The 20276-nt window shown below is 62.1% G+C and carries 20 protein-coding genes and 1 riboswitch; of the genes, 6 read left to right on the forward strand and 14 right to left on the reverse strand.

Going from position 1 to position 20276, the window contains the following annotated elements; genetic code table 11:
* Nucleotides 1-10: 10 nt before the first annotated feature.
* From J3P95_RS18555 to cobO, 6 genes are read right to left on the reverse strand one after another with little or no spacing between them, the layout of a single operon-like run.
* Nucleotides 11-1492 carry a cobyric acid synthase gene (locus J3P95_RS18555; protein WP_434580162.1) on the reverse strand — a complete coding sequence of 494 codons (1482 nt, stop codon included), beginning with the start codon at nucleotides 1490-1492 and terminating at the stop codon, nucleotides 11-13.
* Complete coding sequence (gene cobD / locus J3P95_RS18560; RefSeq protein WP_434580160.1) at nucleotides 1489-2481, reverse strand: threonine-phosphate decarboxylase CobD; 993 nt, start codon at nucleotides 2479-2481, stop codon at nucleotides 1489-1491. The genes J3P95_RS18555 and cobD overlap by 4 nt, the downstream gene beginning before the upstream one ends.
* Nucleotides 2474-3382, reverse strand: coding sequence for an adenosylcobinamide-phosphate synthase CbiB (gene cbiB / locus J3P95_RS18565; RefSeq protein WP_434558206.1), 909 nt, complete (start codon nucleotides 3380-3382; stop codon nucleotides 2474-2476). The genes cobD and cbiB overlap by 8 nt, the downstream gene beginning before the upstream one ends.
* The gene (gene bluB / locus J3P95_RS18570; protein ID WP_434580158.1) at nucleotides 3379-4029 is read right to left on the reverse strand and encodes a 5,6-dimethylbenzimidazole synthase; all 651 of its coding nucleotides are present in this window, start codon (nucleotides 4027-4029) and stop codon (nucleotides 3379-3381) included. The genes cbiB and bluB overlap by 4 nt, the downstream gene beginning before the upstream one ends.
* Nucleotides 4026-5348 (reverse strand): cobyrinate a,c-diamide synthase, encoded by a 1323-nt coding sequence (locus J3P95_RS18575; RefSeq protein WP_434580157.1) that lies wholly within the window; start codon nucleotides 5346-5348, stop codon nucleotides 4026-4028. The genes bluB and J3P95_RS18575 overlap by 4 nt, the downstream gene beginning before the upstream one ends.
* Nucleotides 5349-5359: 11 nt before the next feature.
* Nucleotides 5360-5971 carry a cob(I)yrinic acid a,c-diamide adenosyltransferase gene (gene cobO, locus J3P95_RS18580; protein WP_434580155.1) on the reverse strand — a complete coding sequence of 204 codons (612 nt, stop codon included), beginning with the start codon at nucleotides 5969-5971 and terminating at the stop codon, nucleotides 5360-5362.
* 81 nt (nucleotides 5972-6052) lie between these two features.
* Nucleotides 6053-6263, reverse strand: a riboswitch (cobalamin riboswitch).
* A 159-nt stretch (nucleotides 6264-6422) separates the two neighbouring features.
* On the opposite strand from cobO, the gene J3P95_RS18585 reads away from it, so the two are divergent.
* Together J3P95_RS18585 and J3P95_RS18590 are read left to right on the forward strand one after the other, a co-directional pair.
* A complete protein-coding gene (locus J3P95_RS18585; RefSeq protein WP_434558209.1) occupies nucleotides 6423-7007 on the forward strand; it encodes a hypothetical protein in 585 nt (194 codons plus the stop codon).
* 65 nt (nucleotides 7008-7072) lie between these two features.
* Nucleotides 7073-8383 (forward strand): PQQ-dependent sugar dehydrogenase, encoded by a 1311-nt coding sequence (locus J3P95_RS18590; RefSeq protein ID WP_434580154.1) that lies wholly within the window; start codon nucleotides 7073-7075, stop codon nucleotides 8381-8383.
* Nucleotides 8384-8531: 148 nt separating this feature from the next.
* Here J3P95_RS18590 and J3P95_RS18595 read toward each other — a convergent pair whose 3' ends face one another.
* The 5 genes from J3P95_RS18595 to J3P95_RS18615 form a co-directional block, all read right to left on the reverse strand.
* Nucleotides 8532-9065 (reverse strand): C40 family peptidase, encoded by a 534-nt coding sequence (locus tag J3P95_RS18595; RefSeq protein WP_434558211.1) that lies wholly within the window; start codon nucleotides 9063-9065, stop codon nucleotides 8532-8534.
* 165 nt (nucleotides 9066-9230) lie between these two features.
* Nucleotides 9231-9857, reverse strand: coding sequence for a C40 family peptidase (locus tag J3P95_RS18600; protein WP_434558212.1), 627 nt, complete (start codon nucleotides 9855-9857; stop codon nucleotides 9231-9233).
* Nucleotides 9858-10071: 214 nt separating this feature from the next.
* The gene (hda, locus tag J3P95_RS18605) at nucleotides 10072-10776 is read right to left on the reverse strand and encodes a DnaA regulatory inactivator Hda (RefSeq protein ID WP_434558213.1); all 705 of its coding nucleotides are present in this window, start codon (nucleotides 10774-10776) and stop codon (nucleotides 10072-10074) included.
* Nucleotides 10777-10945: 169 nt separating this feature from the next.
* Nucleotides 10946-12019, reverse strand: a complete 1074-nt coding sequence (locus J3P95_RS18610; RefSeq protein ID WP_434558214.1) for an AI-2E family transporter — start codon at nucleotides 12017-12019, stop codon at nucleotides 10946-10948.
* A gap of 34 nt (nucleotides 12020-12053) precedes the next feature.
* The gene (locus tag J3P95_RS18615) at nucleotides 12054-13112 is read right to left on the reverse strand and encodes a DUF2066 domain-containing protein (RefSeq protein WP_434580152.1); all 1059 of its coding nucleotides are present in this window, start codon (nucleotides 13110-13112) and stop codon (nucleotides 12054-12056) included.
* Nucleotides 13113-13477: 365 nt separating this feature from the next.
* Between J3P95_RS18615 and purM the strand changes: the two genes are divergently transcribed.
* From purM to J3P95_RS18635, 4 genes are all read left to right on the forward strand, one after another.
* Complete coding sequence (purM, locus tag J3P95_RS18620; RefSeq protein ID WP_434558216.1) at nucleotides 13478-14536, forward strand: phosphoribosylformylglycinamidine cyclo-ligase; 1059 nt, start codon at nucleotides 13478-13480, stop codon at nucleotides 14534-14536.
* Entirely contained in the window at nucleotides 14536-15198 is a 663-nt protein-coding gene (gene purN / locus J3P95_RS18625; RefSeq protein WP_434580151.1) for a phosphoribosylglycinamide formyltransferase, read from the forward strand. The genes purM and purN overlap by 1 nt, the downstream gene beginning before the upstream one ends.
* 8 nt (nucleotides 15199-15206) lie before the next feature.
* A complete protein-coding gene (locus J3P95_RS18630; RefSeq protein ID WP_434558218.1) occupies nucleotides 15207-15920 on the forward strand; it encodes a DUF3108 domain-containing protein in 714 nt (237 codons plus the stop codon).
* A gap of 283 nt (nucleotides 15921-16203) precedes the next feature.
* Nucleotides 16204-16398 carry a hypothetical protein gene (locus tag J3P95_RS18635; protein WP_186614447.1) on the forward strand — a complete coding sequence of 65 codons (195 nt, stop codon included), beginning with the start codon at nucleotides 16204-16206 and terminating at the stop codon, nucleotides 16396-16398.
* Nucleotides 16399-16467: 69 nt separating this feature from the next.
* On the opposite strand, the gene J3P95_RS18640 is transcribed toward J3P95_RS18635, so the two are convergent.
* From J3P95_RS18640 to relA, 3 genes are all read right to left on the reverse strand, one after another.
* Nucleotides 16468-17007 (reverse strand): DUF2058 domain-containing protein, encoded by a 540-nt coding sequence (locus J3P95_RS18640; RefSeq protein WP_434580149.1) that lies wholly within the window; start codon nucleotides 17005-17007, stop codon nucleotides 16468-16470.
* Nucleotides 17008-17033: 26 nt separating this feature from the next.
* Nucleotides 17034-17867, reverse strand: a complete 834-nt coding sequence (gene mazG / locus J3P95_RS18645; protein WP_434580147.1) for a nucleoside triphosphate pyrophosphohydrolase — start codon at nucleotides 17865-17867, stop codon at nucleotides 17034-17036.
* A 64-nt stretch (nucleotides 17868-17931) separates the two neighbouring features.
* Complete coding sequence (gene relA, locus J3P95_RS18650; protein ID WP_434558221.1) at nucleotides 17932-20178, reverse strand: GTP diphosphokinase; 2247 nt, start codon at nucleotides 20176-20178, stop codon at nucleotides 17932-17934.
* Between the last annotated feature and the right edge of the window lie 98 nt (nucleotides 20179-20276).

Genomic DNA, 20276 nt, shown 5'->3' on the forward strand with positions numbered 1-20276 from the left:
TTTTTTTCCTTCAAATAGGCGAAGTGGCTGCCGGCTCGCCATGGATCCCACAAAGCTCACGCAACAGCCCAGTATCCAGATGCCGCTCGACCAGATCCGCCAACCGCTCGATATCCCGCTCGCGCAACCCGTGGTAATCCACCGTTTGCACATCCTGCATCCCGGCCCAGCGCAACAAGGCGCTGCTGGCCGCCGGTGATTCGAACAGCCCGTGCAGATACGTACCAAAAACCTGTCCATCGAGGCTCTGCGCGCCATCGCAGCGGCCGTCATCCAGATAGACAGCGGCGTTTTCCAGCGCGGCGCCGGTGGTCACGCCGGCATGGATTTCGTACCCGCTGACCTCGGCATCCTCCAAGGCCAGTCGCCCACGTACATTGCGCAGTTGCTTCTCGCGCTCGAGCGTCGTTGCGAAATCCAACAGCCCCAGCCCGGGGCTGGAGCCCGCCGCGCCCTCGAGCCCGAGCGGATCGTGGACGTGCTGGCCGAGCATCTGCAGACCACCGCAGATGCCCAGTAATTTGCCGCCGTAACGCAAGTGGCGATGGATTGCCGTTTCCCAACCGTTGGCCCGCAGGTAGGCCAAGTCGCTGCGCACGCTTTTCGAACCGGGCAGGATGACCAGATCCGCTGGCGGGATGGCTTGGCCGGGGCCGATAAATTGCAGGTCGACTTGCGGATGCAGGCGCAGCGGATCGAAATCCGTGTGGTTGCTGATACGCGGCAAGACCGGCACCACCACCTTGAGCACCTGTTCGGCTTTGTCGGTTTGGCGCTGGTCGAGACCGTCCTCCGCTTCCAGATGCAAATCCATCACGTAGGGCAATACGCCGATCACCGGTTTGCCGGTGCGCGCTTGCAACCAATCCAGGCCAGGTTGCAGCAAGGCCAGATCACCGCGAAAGCGGTTGATGACAAAGCCCTTGACCCGCGCCTGTTCGCTGGGCGAAAGCAGTTCCAAGGTACCGACCAGATGAGCGAATACCCCGCCGCGATTGATGTCGGCAATCAGCAACACCGGGCAATCCACCGCCTCGGCGAAGCCCATGTTGGCGATGTCGCCGGCCCGCAGATTGATCTCGGCCGGCGACCCGGCGCCCTCCACCATGACGACGGGATACGCGGCGCTCAAGCGTTCATGGGAAGCCAGCACCGCTTGCATCGCGATGGCCTTGTAATCGTGATAGGCCACGGCGTTCATGGTGGTCACGGCGCGGCCATGGATGATGACCTGGGCGCCGGTATCGCTGTTGGGCTTGAGCAGCACCGGGTTCATGTCGGTATGCGGTTCGAGGCCGCAGGCCTGGGCTTGGACGGCCTGGGCCCGGCCGATTTCGCCACCATCGGCGGTCACCGCGCTGTTGAGGGCCATGTTCTGCGGCTTGAAGGGCACCACACTCACCCCTTGACGCCTGACCCAGCGGCACAGCGCCGTGACCAAGGTACTTTTGCCGGCATCGGAGGTGGTGCCCTGCACCATCAAGGTGGTCATCGAATGTCCTTGGCGTAGGCCTCGAACGCCTGTTCGAGGCGCGAGAATTCAGCGTCATCGGCAGGGAGCCCGAAGCGCAGGCTGCTGGTGTGGATGAACAACCGCAGGAGAATGCCGCGATGGGCCATGAAGTCGTGAAGCGCCTGGGCATGCTCGGTGATCAGCCACTGGAACAACCCACAGCCGCCCTGCGGCTTGAAGCCATGGCGCTCCAGCACCAGTGCCAAGCGTTGACTGGTCTGTTCGCAGCGCAGTCGTTGACGCGCGTGCGCCTCAGTGTCCAGCAGGCACGCCTGGCCCAGCACCCGGGTCGGTCCGCTGATGGCCCACGGCCCGACCTGTTCGGCGAGCAGCTTGAGCAAGTGCCGCTCGGCCAGGACAAACCCCAGGCGAACCCCGGCCAGGCCGAAAAACTTGCCGAACGAGCGCAACACGATCAACCCGACCTGATGCGCATGGGCGGCAAGGCTCAGCTGCGGAGTGACGTCCATGAACGCTTCATCCACCACCAGCCAGCCGCCGCGCTGGGCCAGCCGGGCATGCCAGTCCAGCAGGCGTTCGGGGCTCAGGCTCAGGCCCGTGGGGTTGTTGGGGTTGACGACCACCAGCACGTCGAGGCTGTCGAGAAAGAAGTCCACTTCCGCTTCCAGTACTTCACGCACGATGTAGCCACTGCGGCGCCAGGCTTCGGCGTGCTCGGCGTAACAGGGCGACAAGACGCCGACCTTGCCGACCCGGCGCAGGCGCGGCAGCAGTTGGATAGCCATTTGCGAACCCGCCACCGGCAGCACATGCGCTGCCTCGTAGTAATCGCAAGCAGCCTGCTCCAAGCCATCGTCGATTTCGGGCAGGCGCGCCCAGGCGCGCAGTGGAATAGTCGGAATGTCGAACGGCCAGGGCGCCAGGCCGCTGGACAGGTCGAGCCAGTCGGCCTCGGCAATGCCGTATTGCCGGGCCGCGTTGCGCAGTCGCCCACCGTGTTCAAGCATAAAACTCGGCTCCGAGGCAGAGAATCAGCAGCCATAACCATACGCCGCGCTGGACCAATTGCCAGCCGCGATCGATAGAATCGGCGCTCGCCGGCACGCCTTCGCCCAATGGTGGGCGTTGATGCAGTTCGCCGTGATACACCGCCGCGCCCCCCAGTTCCACGCCCAACGCTCCGGCACCGGCGGCCATCACCGGCCCGGCATTGGGGCTGTCCCAGGTCGGTCCCTGGGTACGCCAGCACTTGAGCGCCAAACGGGTCTTGCCGAGCACGGCGTAGGTCAACGCCACCAGGCGCGCGGGAATATAGTTCAGCACGTCATCGATCTTCGCCGCCGCCCAGCCGAAACGCTCGAAACGCGCGTTGCGATAACCCCACATGGCGTCGAGGGTATTGCTCAACCGGTACAACACCACTCCGGGCGCACCGGCCACGGCGAACCAGAACAGCGCGGCGAATACCGCGTCGCTGCCGTTTTCCAGTACCGACTCAGTCGCGGCGCGGGCCACGGCGGTTTCATCCAGCTCAGCGGTTTCGCGGCTGACCAGATAGCCGACACGCTGGCGCGCTTCATCCAGATCGCCCTTGCGCAGCGCCCGCGCCACCGGCTCGACGTGCTCGCCGAGGCTACGCAGGCCAAGGGCGCAGTACAGCGCCAGAATATCCACCAACCAGCCCACCAGCGGTGCCCAGGACAGTGCCGTGGCCAGCAGGGTCAGTGGCAGGACGGCAATGATCCACGCCGTGACGCCATGACTGCGCCAGCCGCGCCCGCCGGAATTGAACCGTTGTTCGATACGGTTGGCGAAACGGCCGAAAGCGACCAGCGGATGCCCGCGCCGAGGCTCGCCCAACAGCGCATCCAGCGCGACCGCGGCGGCACTGAGCAACGCCACGCTCATGGCCGCACGCCCCAACGATTTTCATACAGCAATTCGTCGAGCGGACGCGGTTGCGCCCAGCCTTCCAGGGCGAGCATCGGCGCCGGGTAAAAACCTTCTACCGGGCCCAGGCAAAGTATGGCAAACGGCTTGGCCCCGGAGGGCAGGCCCAGCAGGTCTGCCAGCGCCTGGGGCTCGAACAGCGACACCCAGCCCATTCCCAGCCCTTCGACGCGGGCCGCCAGCCACAGATTCTGGATCGCGCAGGACAGCGAGGCCAAGTCCATTTCCGGCAACGTCCGACGGCCGAAGATGTGCCGCTCGCGATCGTCCATCAAGGCCGCCACCAGCACCTCGGCACTGTCGTTGATGCCTTCGACCTTGAGTTTCATGAATTCATCGCTGCGCTCGCCCAAGGCCTCGGCGGTGCGGATGCGTTCCTGCTCCACCAGCTCGCGGATCTGCCCCCGCACGGCGCGGTCACTGATGCGAATGAACCGCCAAGGTTGCATCAGCCCGACGCTGGGCGCCCGATGCGCCGCTTCCAGCAGTCGGCGCAGTAACGCCGGTTCGACCGTGCCGCCGGTGAAGTGGCGCATGTCACGGCGTTCGGCGATAGCGCGGTAGACGGCTTCGCGTTCGGCCTCGGAGAAGGCGTTATCGGTCATTGCCTGCTCGCGCCAATGGGCTCAAGATCCGGCGCAAACAGCGCGGCAACGGCCCTCGGGTTGGACGGGAAATAAAAATGCACGTAGGAAGCCGTCATCCGTCCTTGGCGAAAAACCGCTTCAGCCCCGCGCCCACCGTTAGGGCTGTGACCACGGGCAATCGGCGCCAGCTCAGTGCTGGTCAGGGAGTGATGATAGGTATGCCCGCGCAGGGTGCCTTCCGGCAGTTCAACCGACTGCAACGCCAAGGCCGCCAGACGTGTCTGCATCTGCGCATCACCGTGCAACAGGCCGAGCAGGTCGGCGCGAGCGCCTTCGAGGTCGGTCAATGAATCGAGCAGATACAGCATGCCGCCGCATTCGGCGAGCAGCGGTTTGCCGGCCTCATGGTGCGCACGGATCGCCGCGAGCATCGGCGCGTTGCCGGCCAGGGCAACGTGATGCAGTTCCGGGTAACCGCCGGGCAGGTAAAGACTGTCCGTCTCAGGCAGGGAGGTGTCATGAATCGGCGAAAAGAAGCGCAGCTCGGCGCCCATGGCCCGCAGCAGATCCAGGCTTGCGCCGTAGGTGAAGGCAAACGCTTCATCCCGGGCCACGGCAATGCGCACGCCGTCGAGCCACGGCTCAACGGCGGCCGGTTCGGGCGCCGCGAATTCGACCATGGGCGGCAGCGCGACTTCACAACTGCTGGCCAACGCCTCGGCGGCGGCGTCGAGGCGAACATCCAGGTCGTTCAACTCGCTGGCCTGGACAAGGCCCAGGTGGCGGCTGGGCAATTCGATGCCGGTTTCCCGCGAGAGCCCGCCGTACCAGCGCAGGCCTTCGGTGAGGCTGCCTTCGAGCAACTGCGCATGACGCAAGGTGCCGACCCGATTGGCCAGCACGCCGGCAAAAGGCAAGTCCGGTTGATAGCGGGCCAGGCCCAAGGCCAGGGCGCCGAAGGTCTGGGCCATGGCGGTGCCATCGATCACGGCCAGCACCGGCACGCCGAAATGCCGCGCCAGGTCGGCGCTGGACGGGGTGCCGTCGAATAATCCCATGACGCCTTCGATCAGGATCAGGTCCGCTTCGGCGGCGGCTTCCCACAGCAGTCGCCGGCTTTCCTGCTCGCCGACCATCCACATATCCAACTGATAGACCGCCGCGCCACTCGCACGCTCGAGAATCATCGGGTCGAGAAAATCCGGGCCACATTTGAATACGCGCACCTTGCGTCCCTGGTTGCGATGCAAGCGGGCCAGGGCGGCGGTGACGGTGGTCTTGCCCTGGCCCGAAGCCGGGGCGGCGATCAACACCGCCGGGCAGTGGCGGCTGGTCATCGAAGCATTGCTCACAGTTCGACGCCCCTCTGCGCCTTGATGCCTGCTTGAAACGCGTGCTTGATCATGCCCATTTCGGTGACGGTGTCGGCCAGCTCGATCATCTCGGGCTTGGCGCCACGGCCGGTCACGACTACATGCTGCATCGGCGGGCGGGCCTGCAGATCGCCAAGGACTTGATCGAGGTCGAGGTAGCCGTGCTTGAGAGCGATGTTCAGCTCATCAAGCACCACCAGGCCAATCGATGGATCGCCGAGCAGTTGGCGCGATACGGCCCAGGCCGCTTCGGCTGCGGCGATGTCACGCTGGCGATCCTGGGTTTCCCAGGTAAAGCCCTCGCCCATCACGTGGAAGCGCACCTGCTCCGGGAAGCGGCGGAAAAACAGCTCCTCGCCGGTGCTGTTGCGCCCTTTGATGAACTGCACCACGCCGCACTGCATGCCATGTCCCATGGCCCGGGCCAACATACCGAACGCCGAGCTGCTCTTGCCCTTGCCGTTGCCGGTCAGCACCAACAGCAGGCCGCACTCGTTCGGTGAATTGGCAATGCGCTCATCGATCACGGCTTTTTTGCGCAGCATGCGCGCCAAGTGGCGTTCGTCGCGATCAGGCGTGTCGGTCATGGGGAGCTCTCCGTTTGGGACTGGATAACGGCGGGCGGGCACAAAAAAAGACGGCAAGGAGCCTGGCATCGCCCACCGTGATGCCGTTGGATGAATCAGGCCGGTCTCCGGGCTCATGAGCGGCGTGGTGCCGGGCTGCGCGCCTTCCCATGTCTTGCGACACAGTGGCCCTGTACACAGCGTTTACTCATTTACCGTTGCGGGGGCAGCGCCGGGTTCGTGTGCACTCACCGGCTTCCCTGTTTCACCCTATCGGCCACGGCCATAGAGCACCTGAAACAAGCCGCGAAGGTTAGAGGGTTGGGGGTGGAGCGTCAATTAAAGCCGCCAGCTGTTTCGGTTCGCTACTCGGCCCTGATCAATAAACTGACGCCTATCTTGTGTGAATCTGCGGCAAGTGATATCAAAGAGACACTACGACCCGATATCACAAGAACAAGAGGGCAAATACATGCAAGGCATGATCATCAGCAATCCAAAACTGGAATTCCTGCGCCCGGTGCTGGAACGCTGGTTCGACTGCATCGACCGTTACAACGCCGTGCGCGGCGATAACGACACACCCTACTGGCACGATGAGAAAGCCAACCTCGGACTGCTGGCAGCAGCAGCCTGGATGGCTGAAATGGTCACGCTGCAAAATGCCCCGACCCGCAAACAGAATGAAGAAGGCGAGCGTAACGCCAGCGCCGACCTGCTGATCGCCAGCAGCGACGAACGCGTGTTCATCCAGGCCACGCAACGCTGGCCCAAGGTCAACAACCTGAACCTGACCCAACCGTTGCAAGAAGCCGCCAGCGACGCCAAACGTATCAGCTATGCCAGCGACTTGAAGGTGGGCTGCTTGTTCGTCGCCCCGCAAAAAGTCCAGCAAAGCGCCACGCCCGAAGAGCTGCAGGACATGATCGATGACTTGCAGAAAGAAAACACCTGCGCCGTGGCCTGGTACTTCCCCTACGCCTACCGCAAGTTGCGCAACGAGGCCGGCCATTATCACCCCGGCATCGCCGTGCTACTGAAACAGGCTCATAGCTGACGGTTGAACCATCCCACGGCTACGCTTCTCTATGAATAACCACATGCATTCATAGGGAAGCGCGCATGCTCAAGCCACCGCATCTTTTTATCATCGCCCTTGCTACTGGGCTTGCTGCTTGTGGCGAGTCTTCCACGTTGCAGGTGTCCGACGGTTTCGGCCCGTCGCCGAAACTGCCCGAACCGAACAAGACCCTGATTCCCACGGTGAACATCGCCGAAGCCGTCGGCTGGCCGGATGGCGCCAAGCCAACCCCGGCCCAGGGCCTGCAAGTGGTCGCGTTCGCCGAGGGACTGGACCATCCGCGCTGGCTGTTCGTCTTGCCCAATGGCGATGTGTTGGTGGCGGAAACCAACGCGCCACCCAAGCCCGACGACGCCAAGGGCATTCGGGGCTGGGTGATGAAAAAAGTCATGGGGCGTGCCGGCGCTGGCGTGCCCAGTCCCAACCGCATTACATTGCTGCGAGACGCCAATCACGACGGCATCGCCGAAACCCGGACGATCTTCCTGGAAAATCTCAATTCGCCGTTCGGCATGACCTTGGTGGGGAATGACCTGTACATCGCCGACACCGACCGGTTGATCCGCTTCCCTTACAAGGAGGGTGATACGCAGATCAAGGCGCAACCCACCAAAGTCGTCGATTTGCCGGGCGGCACCCTCAACCACCACTGGACCAAAAACGTGATCGCCAGCCGGGACGGCAGCAAGCTGTATGTCACTACCGGCTCCAACAGCAACGTCGCGGAAAATGGCATGGAGGTTGAGCAAGGGCGCGCGGCGATTTGGGAAGTGGACCGGGCCACGGGCAAGCACCGCATCTTCGCCTCGGGTCTGCGCAACCCCAACGGCCTGGCGTGGGAACCCAGCAGCGGGGCGTTGTGGACGGCGGTCAACGAACGGGACGAGATCGGCAGCGACCTGGTACCGGACTACATCACTTCGGTGAAAGACAGAGGCTTTTATGGCTGGCCCTACAGTTATTACGGGCAGAACATCGACGTCCGGGTCGAGCCGCAGAACCCGGACCTGGTGGCCAAGGCTATCGCTCCGGACTATGCCGTCGGCCCTCACACCGCCTCTTTGGGGCTGACTTTCGCCGAGGGCAGCAAGTTGCCCGCACCCTTTACCCAAGGTGCATTCATCGGGCAGCACGGCTCCTGGAACCGCAAACCCCACAGTGGCTACAAAGTGATCTTCGTCCCGTTCAATGGCGGCAAGCCGGTGGGACAGCCTGTGGACGTGCTGACTGGCTTCCTCAGCACAGACGAAAAGGCCCAGGGCCGGCCGGTGGGTGTGGTGATCGATAAGCAGGGAGGGTTGTTGGTGGCTGACGATGTGGGGAACAAGATTTGGCGGGTGTCGGCAAAGTAAGCTGATGCTTGTGGCGAGGGGATTTAGCGAAACGTCGCACCGCCCCGCTGGGCTGCGCAGCAGCCCCTAGCTTTTCAGCGGTTGCTACGCAACCGAGCGGGAGCAAGCTCCCTCGCCACAGAAGCCTCATCAGCCAAGTTGCTATATCTCAGGGATTACGCGCCAGGTGTTCCGGCTGCAGCACACGCTTGGCGCCCAGGTAGGCTTTTTGCCAATACGCCTTGGAAAGACTGTCGAGCTTGACCGTCCCGCCGGTGGCCGGCGCATGGACGAAACGCCCTTCCCCTACGTAAATCCCAGCATGGCTGACCTGGGAGCCGCCATTGGTGGCGAAGAACACCAGGTCACCGCTCTGCAACGCCTCCTTGCCAACAGCTGGCGCGCGCATGCTGATCATTTCCCGCGTGGAACGTGGCAGGGCAATACCGGCAGCGTCACGGTACACGTAGCCGATCAAACCACTGCAATCGAAACCTGAATCGGGCGTGTTGCCGCCCCAGCGATAGGGTGTGCCAACCAGGCCCAGCGCTCGAAAAAGCACGTCTTCGGCGGCAGGAGAAAAAGTTTGGGAAGGCGCAAAAACCACTGGGGCCCGCACCGGCGCAGGCGGTGGGGTGCGGCTTGCGCATGCGCTGAGCAGCGCGGCGAGAAACATGAGAGCGAGGCGGGCCGACGTCGACATAAGCAGAACAATCCTGATCTGGATGCGGCTTTTCTGCCGTGGTGATGGAAACAAAGCCGCCTGCGCAGAGCGCAGGCGGATTGCCATCAATCAATGATCATGGATTCTAGCGCCTATCGGGCAAACTTCAAGTAAGACTTTAAGTTTGCCCCACAAACTGTGTGCTTACTTGCGAGCGGTGACCACAGTCGGTGCCATGGCGAGGGCGCGCTTGGCTTCGATGAAGGTCTTGCTCCAGTAGCTGTCGCCCAGGCTGTCGATTCGCACCCCACCGCTGCGGCGGCTGCTGGAGTGGATGAACTGGTTGTCGCCCAGGTAGATACCGGCGTGGCTGACGCGACCGCGACGACCGTTGGTGCTGAAGAACAACAAGTCACCGGGTTCAAGTTGATTGCGGGCAACCAGCGGGGCTTTTACGTTGATCATTTCGCGAGTGGAGCGCGGCAGGTTCATGCCCGCCTCTTCACGAAACAAATAACCGATGAAACCGCTGCAGTCGAAGCCTGCTTCGGAGGTGCCACCAAAACGATAACGCGTGCCGATCAAGGACATGCCGCGTTCCAGGATGCTGTCTGCCAGAACTGGAAGCTGATAAGGCTTGCTGCCGGCAAAGTCCGCCAGCTCTTTATCGGAGGCCATTTCTTCCTGGAACGCAACGGAGGAAGACTGGGCGATAACGGAATTCTTGACCTGTGGTTGAGGCGCTTGCTGGGTCACTGGAGAGTGGGCAGCGCAACCAAACAACAGGGTAACGAGTGCGAGAGGCACGAGGGGTGCGAAGCGACTTAGCATGGGCACGACCGTGGCTGAAGTAGTAAAGATGGCGAGACTATGCCTTCTATCAATCTCATTTGCAAATTCAATCGATGCAAATGTGACTTCTTGATTTCTCGTTACCATCTAAGCGCTTAGCCCCGTCCTGAACGGGATACAGGCCTTCGACCCAGTAAAACCGCGGGCTTCGCCGGGTTCAGAAGAGGCTTTAAGCCATCATCTGACGACAGTTTTACCAGCCTAAAGTTTCTTTCAAAAAAGGAATGGTCAGCTTGCGCTGGGCCTGGAGTGAGGCCTGGTCGAGACGCTCGAGCAATTCGAACAACGCGCTCATGCTGCGGGTGCCCCGGGTGAGGATGAAATGCCCGACTTCGTCGGTCAGGTGCAGGCCACGGCGCGAAGCCCGCAATTGCAATGCACGCAACTTGTCTTCATCGGAAAGAGGGCGCATCTGGAAAATCAGCGCCAGGGTGAGACGAGACTTGAGGTCCGCCAGTTTCACTGGCAGCTCTCGCGGCGATGTCGAGGCGGCGATCAGCAAGCGCCGACCACTGTCGCGAAGCCGATTGAACAAGTGAAACAACGCCTCTTCCCAATCGGTCTTGCCGGCCACGGCCTGGAGGTCATCCAGGCAGACCAGTTCGTACTGCTCGAGGTTGTCAAGGATTTCAACGCCGCGATCCAGCAACTCGGCCAAGGGCAGATACACCGCCGGCTCGCCCAATTGCTCGAACCGCAAGCAAGCGGCCTGTAACAGATGCGTGCGCCCTACCCCATCCTTGCCCCACAGATAGATCAGGCTCTCGGTCCAGCCAGCGTCGGCTTCGCAAAGCCGCTCGACATAGCCGAGTGCAGCGGCATTGGCGCCTGGGTAGTAGTTGATAAAGGTGGCGTCATCACGCAGACGCACACCTAGGGGCAGCTGAATCGGTTTCATGCTGACTGAACAGTTCCACGGGAACCGTTAGTGGCCTCTGTGTAAAGTGCGCAAAGTTTATACCCGTGACGCGGACCGCACAATGCGCCGGACCACGAGCAAAATCAAAGGTTTGCAGCGGCAAGGGTGCGGAGCATCAGTTTCCCTGACACTCCACCGATCATTCGCCTTACAGATCAGGGTCTTCGACGCCGCTATAGATGTCCGAATCCTTGTACAGATCGTGCACATGGCGCACCAGCACCATGATCACCGCCGCCACCGGCAGTGCCAGCAGGATTCCGGTAAAGCCGAACAACTCGCCGCCTGCCAGGATCGCGAAGATCACCGCAACCGGATGCAGGCCGATACGGTCGCCCACCAGCAGCGGCGTCAGCACCATGCCCTCCAGCGCCTGCCCAACCATGAACACCGCGACGATGCCGACCATGGGATACAAATCCCCACCGAACTGGAACAGCCCGGCGACCAAGGCCGCACCAATCCCGATGACAAACCCCATGTAAGGCACAATGGCCGCCAGCCCGGCGATCAGGCCGATCAACAACCCCAGCTCCAGCCCGACCAGCATCAGCCCTGCGGCATAAATGAAACCCAACGCGACCATCACCAGCAATTGGCCCCGGACGAATGCCCCGAGTACTTCATGGCATTCACCAGTCAACGTCATGATGCGTTCTTCGCGATGACGCGGCAGGAGGCTGCGGATCTTGGCCATCATCAGATCCCAGTCACGCAGCAGATAGAAGGCCACCACCGGAATCAACACCAGGTTCGCCAGCCAGCCGATCAGCGCCAGGCTCGACGCCGTGGCCTGGCTCAAGACCACGCCGACGATATCGGTGGTCTGGCCCATGTGCTCGCTGATCGCAGCCTTGACCTTGTCGAACTTCCAGAAACCGTCGGACAACCCCAGCTTCGACTGCACCCATGGCACCGCGCTGTGCTGCAACCAATCGAGCATCTGCGGCGCCAGTTCGTACAGGCGCACCAGTTGCTTGGCGAGCATCGGTATCAGCACCAGCAACAGAGCGCTCACGATCAGCGTGAACAGCGCGAACACCGCTACCACGCCCCAGGTCCTGGACAGACCGAGTTTTTCCAGGCGATCCACGACCGGATCGAACAGGTAGGCCAGCAACAGCGCAACCAGGAAGGGCGTGAGGATCGGGTGCAACAACCAGATGAACGCAATCAGCAGGGCGACCCCACCCAACCAGAACCAACGCCGCGTGTCGCCCATGAACCACTCCTGACTCTTTATATAGAAAGAAAAACTACCAGCGGAACCGCAGGTTGGCTGCCGGCGCTGGCGTTGGCTGCGCAGGCGCAATCGCTCCATCAGCAGCGGGCTGGACCGCAGGCGTCGGCGCGATGGCCTCTCCGGCGGGTATCTCCTGCAGCTTCGCCAGGGCCAACTGTGCCTTCAACTGCTCTGCGCTTGCGCTGACCTTGTAGACGATCACGTCGCCTTCGACCCGTTGCACTTGCCCACCGAACGGTTCAAGCAACCGCCCCAACGCCGCGTAACGCTCAAGGTTCGTACCTTGCACTTCCAGCAATTGTTCGGTGGCGACACCCGGCTTGGCCACAAAACGCGGCGCCAGGCGTTGGCTCACCGCCAGCATCACGGCATCAGCCAATGCGGCGGGATCGGCGCCCTGGGCGCTGCCCTGTTCGCGCTGGTCGCCCAGCCACAGGCGCCAGCTCGCTTGCCATTGGCCGCCCTCTTCCTTGGCATGGACCGCCAGTAACGCGTCGGAACCATAACGCTGCGACACCTCGCGCAATGGCGCCGGGTCGTTGCCTTGCAAGTTCGGCGCCGTGGCGACAATCTGCTCGCTCAAGTCCGCCAGGGGCAGATGCAGCGGCAAACCCCGGTGCTGGGCAGCCCGGCGCAACGGCGTGGCGCTGGCCTGGCCATCGCCGACCAGGCTGGAACCCTCCACTGAATCGTTCAGCCACCAACCCAGGATCGATGGACGATTCGCCCCCCAAAGCGACAGCCCCGCCGAACGCAACGCCCGGTCGGTGCTGGCTGGATCGAAGTCCACCTGCAGGCTTTCCGGAGGGCCGGCCTCGTAGCCATATTGAAGAATGATCTGTTGCGGGTCCTTGCGGATCGCCGCCAGGCCGGGGCTCTGGGCGGCCTTGGCGTCGCCGGTCAGGCGCAACACCAAGGTATCCAGGGCGCGCAACGTCGCCTGGTTACGCTCATCCGGCGCCTGACTGCTGACCGGTTCACGCACTTGATAAAGGCTATTGAGGGTTTCGGCATGGCTCGCCAGGCTGATCAGCGACAAGCAGCCCACAGACAAGAATTTGAACAAACGCATGGAGAATTCCCGGACAAAACGGCTGGCAGCGGCCGTGTGGAGAAGATTGAGCATGGCTGTGACACGGCACCGGGCAAAACATTCAGCCGCCCGATGCAAGTTTCCCACGGTCATCGCCATAGTCGCTTACCGCTACACCTTATACAGACGCGCCGTGCAGTGCCATCACCACATATATCGGTTTTTTTTGGCGGATATGTCCCTGCCGTCGGCACGAGGATGGCCGCTGCTGCACAAGCCTGATAAAATCGCGCGCCTTCGCAGACCGGCAATGGCTGGGCACCCGGGATAATTCGTACAACGGTTATTCCACGGCCCCGGCGATCGGTCGTTACCCAGAAATCCCCCCTTTAAAGGCCTGGATCATGAGCAAGCAACCCTCCCTGAGCTACAAGGACGCCGGTGTAGACATCGACGCCGGTGAAGCATTGGTCGAACGCATCAAGAGCGTCGCCAAGCGCACCGCGCGCCCGGAAGTCATGGGCGGCCTGGGCGGTTTCGGCGCCCTCTGCGAAATCCCGGCCGGCTACAAGCAACCGGTACTGGTCTCCGGCACTGACGGCGTGGGCACCAAGCTGCGCCTGGCCCTGAACCTGAACAAGCACGACACCATAGGCATCGACCTGGTGGCCATGTGCGTGAACGACCTGGTGGTCTGCGGCGCAGAGCCGCTGTTCTTCCTCGACTACTACGCCACCGGCAAACTGAACGTCGACACCGCCGCCCAGGTCGTGACCGGCATCGGCGCCGGCTGTGAGCTGTCCGGCTGCTCGCTGGTTGGCGGCGAAACCGCTGAAATGCCAGGCATGTACGAAGGCGAAGACTACGACCTGGCCGGTTTCTGCGTCGGTGTCGTGGAAAAAGCCGAAATCATCGACGGTTCGAAAGTCGCCGCCGGCGATGCCCTGCTCGCCCTGCCGTCTTCCGGCCCGCACTCCAACGGCTACTCGCTGATCCGCAAGATCATCGAAGTCTCGGGCGCCGACATCGAGAACACCCAGCTCGACGGCAAGCCGCTGGCCGACCTGCTGATGGCGCCGACGCGCATCTACGTCAAGCCACTGCTCAAGCTGATCAAGGACACCGGCGCCGTCAAGGCCATGGCCCACATCACTGGCGGCGGGCTGCTGGATAACATCCCGCGCGTGCTGCCAAAAGGTGCCCAGGCGGTGGTCGACGTGGCGAGCTGGACCCGCCCGGCGGTGTTCGACTGGCTACAAGAGAAAGGCAACGTCGACGAATCCGAAATGCACCGGGTGCTGAACTGCGGCGTAGGCATGGTCATCTGCGTGGCCCAGGAGCACGTCGAGACCGCCCTGAACGTACTGCGTGACGCTGGCGAACAGCCTTGGGTCATCGGCCAGATCGCCACCGCCGCCGAAGGCGCTGCGCAAGTCGAGCTGAAAAACCTTAAGGCACATTGATGCACGAGCAGCCGCCTGCCACCTGTAACGTCGTGGTGTTGTTGTCCGGCACCGGCAGTAACCTGCAGGCCCTGATCGACAGTACGCAGACCGGCAACAGCCCGGTCCGTATCCGCGCGGTGATTTCCAACCGCGCCGATGCCTACGGCCTGCAACGTGCCAAGGAAGCGGGTATCGATACCCGCGTCCTGGACCACAAGGCGTTCGACGGTCGCGAAGCCTTCGACGCCGCGCTGATCGAACAGATCGACGCGTTCGATCCGCAACTGGTGGTACTCGCTGGCTTCATGCGCATCCTCAGCGCCGGCTTCGTGCGTCATTACCAAGGCCGCCTGTTCAATATCCACCCCTCGCTGCTGCCCAAATACAAAGGGTTACACACTCACCAGCGCGCGCTGGAGGCCGGCGACACGGAGCACGGCTGCTCCGTGCACTTCGTCACCGAGGAACTCGATGGCGGACCACTGGTCGTACAGGCAGTAATACCGGTAGAGTTGCACGACACGCCGCAAAGCCTGGCGCAACGGGTCCACGCCCGCGAGCACCAGATCTACCCGATGGCCGTGCGTTGGTTTGCCGAAGGCCGGCTGACCCTCGACGATCGCGGGGCCTCACTGGACGGCCAGTTGCTCGCCGCCAGCGGCCATTTGATTCGATACTAGGAGATTTTATGCGTCGCGCCCTGCTCTTCGCTTGCGCTCTGCTCGCCTTGCCCCTGGCACAGGCCGCAGACCTTCAACCGTTCTCCGCCAGCTACACCGCTGATTGGAAACAGCTGCCCATGAGCGGCACCGCCGAGCGCAGCCTGACCAAAGAGGCCAACGGCACCTGGAAGCTGAGCTTCAAGGCGTCGATGATGATCGCCAGCCTGACCGAAGAAAGCACCCTGACCGTGGACAAGGACACCTTGTTGCCACAGTCCTACCATTTCGAACGCGGCGGCCTGGGCAAAGCCAAGAAGGCTGACCTGGACTTCGACTGGAACGCCAAGATGGTCACCGGCACGGATCGCGGCGACCCGGTCAAGCTGACGCTGAACCGGGGCATGGTCGATAAGTCGACTTATCAGCTCGCCCTGCAGCACGACGTGGCGGCCGGCAAGAAAAGCATGAGCTACCAGGTTGTCGATGACGGTGAGATCGACACCTACGATTTCCGCGTGCTGGGCTCGGAAAAGGTCGCCACCAAGGCCGGCCAGATCGAAGCCATCAAGGTCGAGCGCGTGCGTGACCCGACTCAAAGCAAGCGCATCACCGTGCTCTGGTTCGCCAAGGATTGGGATTATCTGCTGGTGCGCCTGCAACAGGTCGAGACTGACGGCAAGGAGTACAACATCATGCTCCAGGACGGTACGGTCAACGGCAAGGCTGTGAAAGGCAGCTGATTAACCCGATAAGAAGCCCCGCCATGCGGGGCTTTTTGTTGCCCGCAAATTGCTCATCCCATGTCCGCTGACGTGCGCATGCGTCATCACTGCAACATGAAACCTTCTTCATGAACCCCACCCGACTGCGACCGAATGCCGCGCCCTGGCTGGCCCGCGGGATTGTCGCGATTTTCATGAAAGTTTCTTAACGCGCCGAAGCATTTACTTAGCTGGCTACCAAAATCTATAACAAAGCCCTGCACACGCCTTGCTGCAGATAACAGAGATTGGAGCTTGCAAGATGACTGTGAAAGTAACTGAACGCGACGACGCCCATATGTCCCATGAAGGCATTGCTGCCGGCATCCGGATCTGGGATGTGCATCAACAAGACTTACTGGTGGGGATGTTCCATTCCGAGACGGACGCTCAGAACTACCGGGCCGAGCTGGAGCGCGAAGAACGGTTGCGCTCGCGTGAAACGGCAGAATCCTGAAGACAGAAACACCTGTGGGAGCGGGTTTTCCCGCCCCACATTGAGCCTGTGCTTAGCTTGCCGCCCTGCTTACCACATCAGATCGTCAGGAATCTGATACGCCGCGTACGGATCATCGGCGTCCACTTCTTCCGTCTGGGTATTGAGCTGGACGATGCGCTTGGGATCACGCTCCTGGATCTTCAAGGCCGCTTCACGGGGAATCACTTCATAGCCACCGCCATGATGGACGATCGCCAGGGAACCGCTGCTCAGCTTATTGCGCATCAGGGCGTTGACCGAGATACGCTTGACCTTCTTGTCGTCGACAAAGTTGTAATAGTCGTCGGTGGTCAGCTTCGGCAGGCGCGAGACTTCGATCAGTTGCTTGATTTGCGCGGCCCGGGCCTTCTGCTCGGCCTTTTCCTGCTGCTGCCGGTTGAGTTCCTGGTCGCGCTTGACCTTCTCGGCCATGGCTTCCTGGGCCGCGCGCTGCTGGGTGTCATCCAGTTCGATCTGGCCTTTATGGGCCAGGCGCTGCTGCTTCTGTTTATCTTTGCCGACCTGCTTGGCCTGCTTTTGGTTGACCAGCCCTGCTTTGAGCAACTGGTCGCGAAGGGAAAGGCTCATGGTGCTTACTCACTTAGGCAACGGCCTCAGCCACAGCTGGGCAAATTCTTTTCCTGACGTTTGGCTTCGCCCCACAAGGCGTCCAACTCTTCGAGGGTGCAATCTTCCATGGGACGGTGGGTGTCGCGCAATGCCTGTTCGATAAATCGGAAACGTCGCTCGAACTTTGCATTGGCGCCACGCAGGGCGGCTTCGGGGTCGACCTTGAGGTGCCGGGCCAGATTGACCACGCTGAACAGCAAGTCGCCGACCTCATCGCTGATGGCCGCCGGGTCGTTATCCGCCATCGCCTCGAGCACTTCGTCCAGTTCCTCGCGGACCTTGTCGAGCACCGGCAACGGGCCCGGCCAGTCGAAACCGACCTGACCGGCACGCTTCTGCAACTTCGCCGAACGGGACAACGCCGGCAGGGTCGCCGGAACATCGTCGAGCAGCGACAGTTGCTCGGGCGCCGAGGCTTTCTCGGCCCGCTCCTCGGCCTTGATTTGCTCCCAGCGCTGCTTGACCTGTTCTTCGCTCAGGCGCGGGATATCCACGGGTGCATAGAGGTCGCCGGTAGGAAACACATGGGGATGGCGGCGGATGAGCTTGCGGGTGATGCTGTCGACCACACCGGCGAATTCGAAGCGGTTCTCCTCCCGGGCCAACTGGCTGTAATACACCACCTGGAACAGCAGGTCGCCCAATTCGCCCTGCAGGTGATCAAAATCGCCACGCTCGATCGCATCAGCGACCTCGTAGGCTTCTTCAAGCGTATGCGGGACGATGGTGGCGTAGGTTTGCTTGATGTCCCAAGGGCAACCGTACTGCGGGTCCCGCAGGCGATTCATCAGGTGGAGCAGGTCTTCGAGGCTATACATTAATCCGTCTCATCACACGAAACTCTGGGAGCGAGATTGCCCGCTCCCACAATTGGCTCACGGATCATCCCGGCGTACGGTTACGCCGGGTCTCGATGATGTTCGGCAGCTGGGAAATCCGCCCCAGCAGCCGCCCCAGCGCGTCCAACCCGGGGATCTCGATGGTCAGGGACATCAACGCCGTGTTGTCCTCCTTGTTCGAGCGGGTGTTGACCGCCAATACGTTGATCCGCTCGTTGAGCAATACCTGGGAGACATCACGCAACAAGCCGGAGCGGTCGTAGGCACGGATGATGATGTCCACCGGGTAAGTAAGCACCGGCACCGGGCCCCAGCTGACCTGGATGATGCGTTCCGGCTCGCGACCGGCCAGTTGCAGCACCGAGGCGCAATCCTGGCGGTGAATGCTCACGCCACGGCCTTGGGTGATGTAGCCGACGATTGCATCGCCCGGCAGCGGCTGGCAGCAGCCGGCCATCTGCGTCATCAGGTTGCCCACGCCCTGGATCTGGATGTCGCCGCGCTTGCCGGGCTTGTAGCCGGTGGCCTTGCGCGGGATCAGCTCCAGTTGCTCGTTGCCACGCTCCGGCTCCACCAGTTGCTGGGCCAGGTTGACCAGTTGCGCCAGGCGCAAATCACCGGCGCCGAGGGCGGCGAACATGTCCTCGGCGGTCTTCATGTTGGCTTTTTCGGCCAACTTGTCGAAGTCCACCTGCGGCAGGCCCAGGCGACTGAGCTCGCGTTCGAGCAAGGTCTTGCCGGCCGCGACGTTCTGGTCGCGGGCTTGCAACTTGAACCAGTGGACGATCTTCGCCCGCGCCCGTGAAGTGGTGATGTAGCCCAGGTTCGGGTTCAGCCAGTCGCGGCTCGGCGTGCCGTGCTTGCTGGTGATGATCTCGACCTGCTCGCCGGTTTGCAGGCTGTAGTTGAGCGGCACGATCCGCCCGTTGATCTTCGCGCCACGGCAGTTGTGGCCGATCTCGGTATGCACCCGATAGGCGAAGTCCAGCGGCGTCGCGCCCTTGGGCAGGTCGATGGCATGGCCATCGGGGGTGAAGATATAGACCCGGTCCGGTTCGATGTCGACGCGCAGCTGTTCGGCCAGGCCGCCGATGTCACCCAGTTCCTCGTGCCATTCGAGCACCTGGCGCAACCAGGAGATTTTCTCTTCGTAGTGGTTGGACCCGGACTTGACGTCGGTGCCCTTGTATTTCCAGTGGGCGCAGACGCCCAGCTCGGCTTCCTCGTGCATGGCGTGGGTGCGGATCTGCACTTCCAGCACCTTGCCTTCGGGGCCGATAACCGCGGTGTGCAGTGAGCGGTAGCCGTTTTCCTTCGGGTTGGCGATGTAGTCGTCGAACTCCTTCGGAATGTGCCGCCACAGGGTATGGACGATGCCGAGCGCGGTGTAGCAATCGCGCATTTCCGGAACCAGCACGCGAACGGCGCGAACGTCGTAGATCTGGCTGAATTCCAGGCCCTTGCGCTGCATCTTTCGCCAGATCGAATAGATGTGCTTGGCCCGGCCACTGATGTCGGCTTCGACGCCCGTGGCCTGCAACTCTTCGCGCAACTGGGTCATGACGTCAGTGATGAAGCGCTCGCGATCCAGCCGTCGTTCGTGCAACAGCTTGGCGATCTGCTTGTACTGGTCAGGCTCCAGGTAGCGGAAGGACAAGTCCTCCAGCTCCCACTTGATATGACCGATACCGAGACGGTGGGCCAGTGGCGCGTAGATATCGAACACCTCGCGGGCGACGCGATTGCGCTTTTCATCGTCAGCGGACTTCACGGCGCGGATCGCGCAGGTGCGCTCAGCCAGCTTGATCAGCGCGACGCGCACGTCGTCGACCATCGCCACGAGCATCTTGCGCAGGTTTTCCACCTGCCCCTGGGTGCCCAAGACCATGGACTGGCGCGGGCTGAGGCTGGCGCTGATGGCCGCCATGCGCAGCACGCCGTCGATCAGCTTGGCGACCACAGTGCCGAAACGCTGGTGGACCATCGGCAGCTGGATCTGCCCTTCGCGCACGCCGCGGTACAGCACCGCAGCGACCAGCGAGTCCTGGTCAAGCTTGAGGTCGGCGAGGATTTCGGCGATCTCAAGGCCCGTCTGGAAACTCGAGGTGCCTTCGGACCAGAGGTTCTTCGCCGCATTGTGTTGCTGTTCCGCCTCGCGAGCGAACTCGCAGGCGGCCTTCAAGGCTTCGCGATCCAGTGCCGTGTCGATACTGACCGCGTGATCGAGCCAAGCCTCGAGATTGATACTGCCGTCGGTGTTGATCGGCTGGTGTGCTCTCACCTGTACCATCTTTACTTACCTTCCCTACGACGCAGATTCAATGCGTCAACAGCGCTGACCTTCGTGCCCGTGTTTGCGCCCAGGGCAGTGGCGGGTTGGCACGGACG

Source organism: Pseudomonas sp. Z5-35 (genome assembly GCF_051131945.1).
Taxonomy (GTDB): Bacteria; Pseudomonadota; Gammaproteobacteria; order Pseudomonadales; family Pseudomonadaceae; genus Aquipseudomonas; species Aquipseudomonas marvdashtae.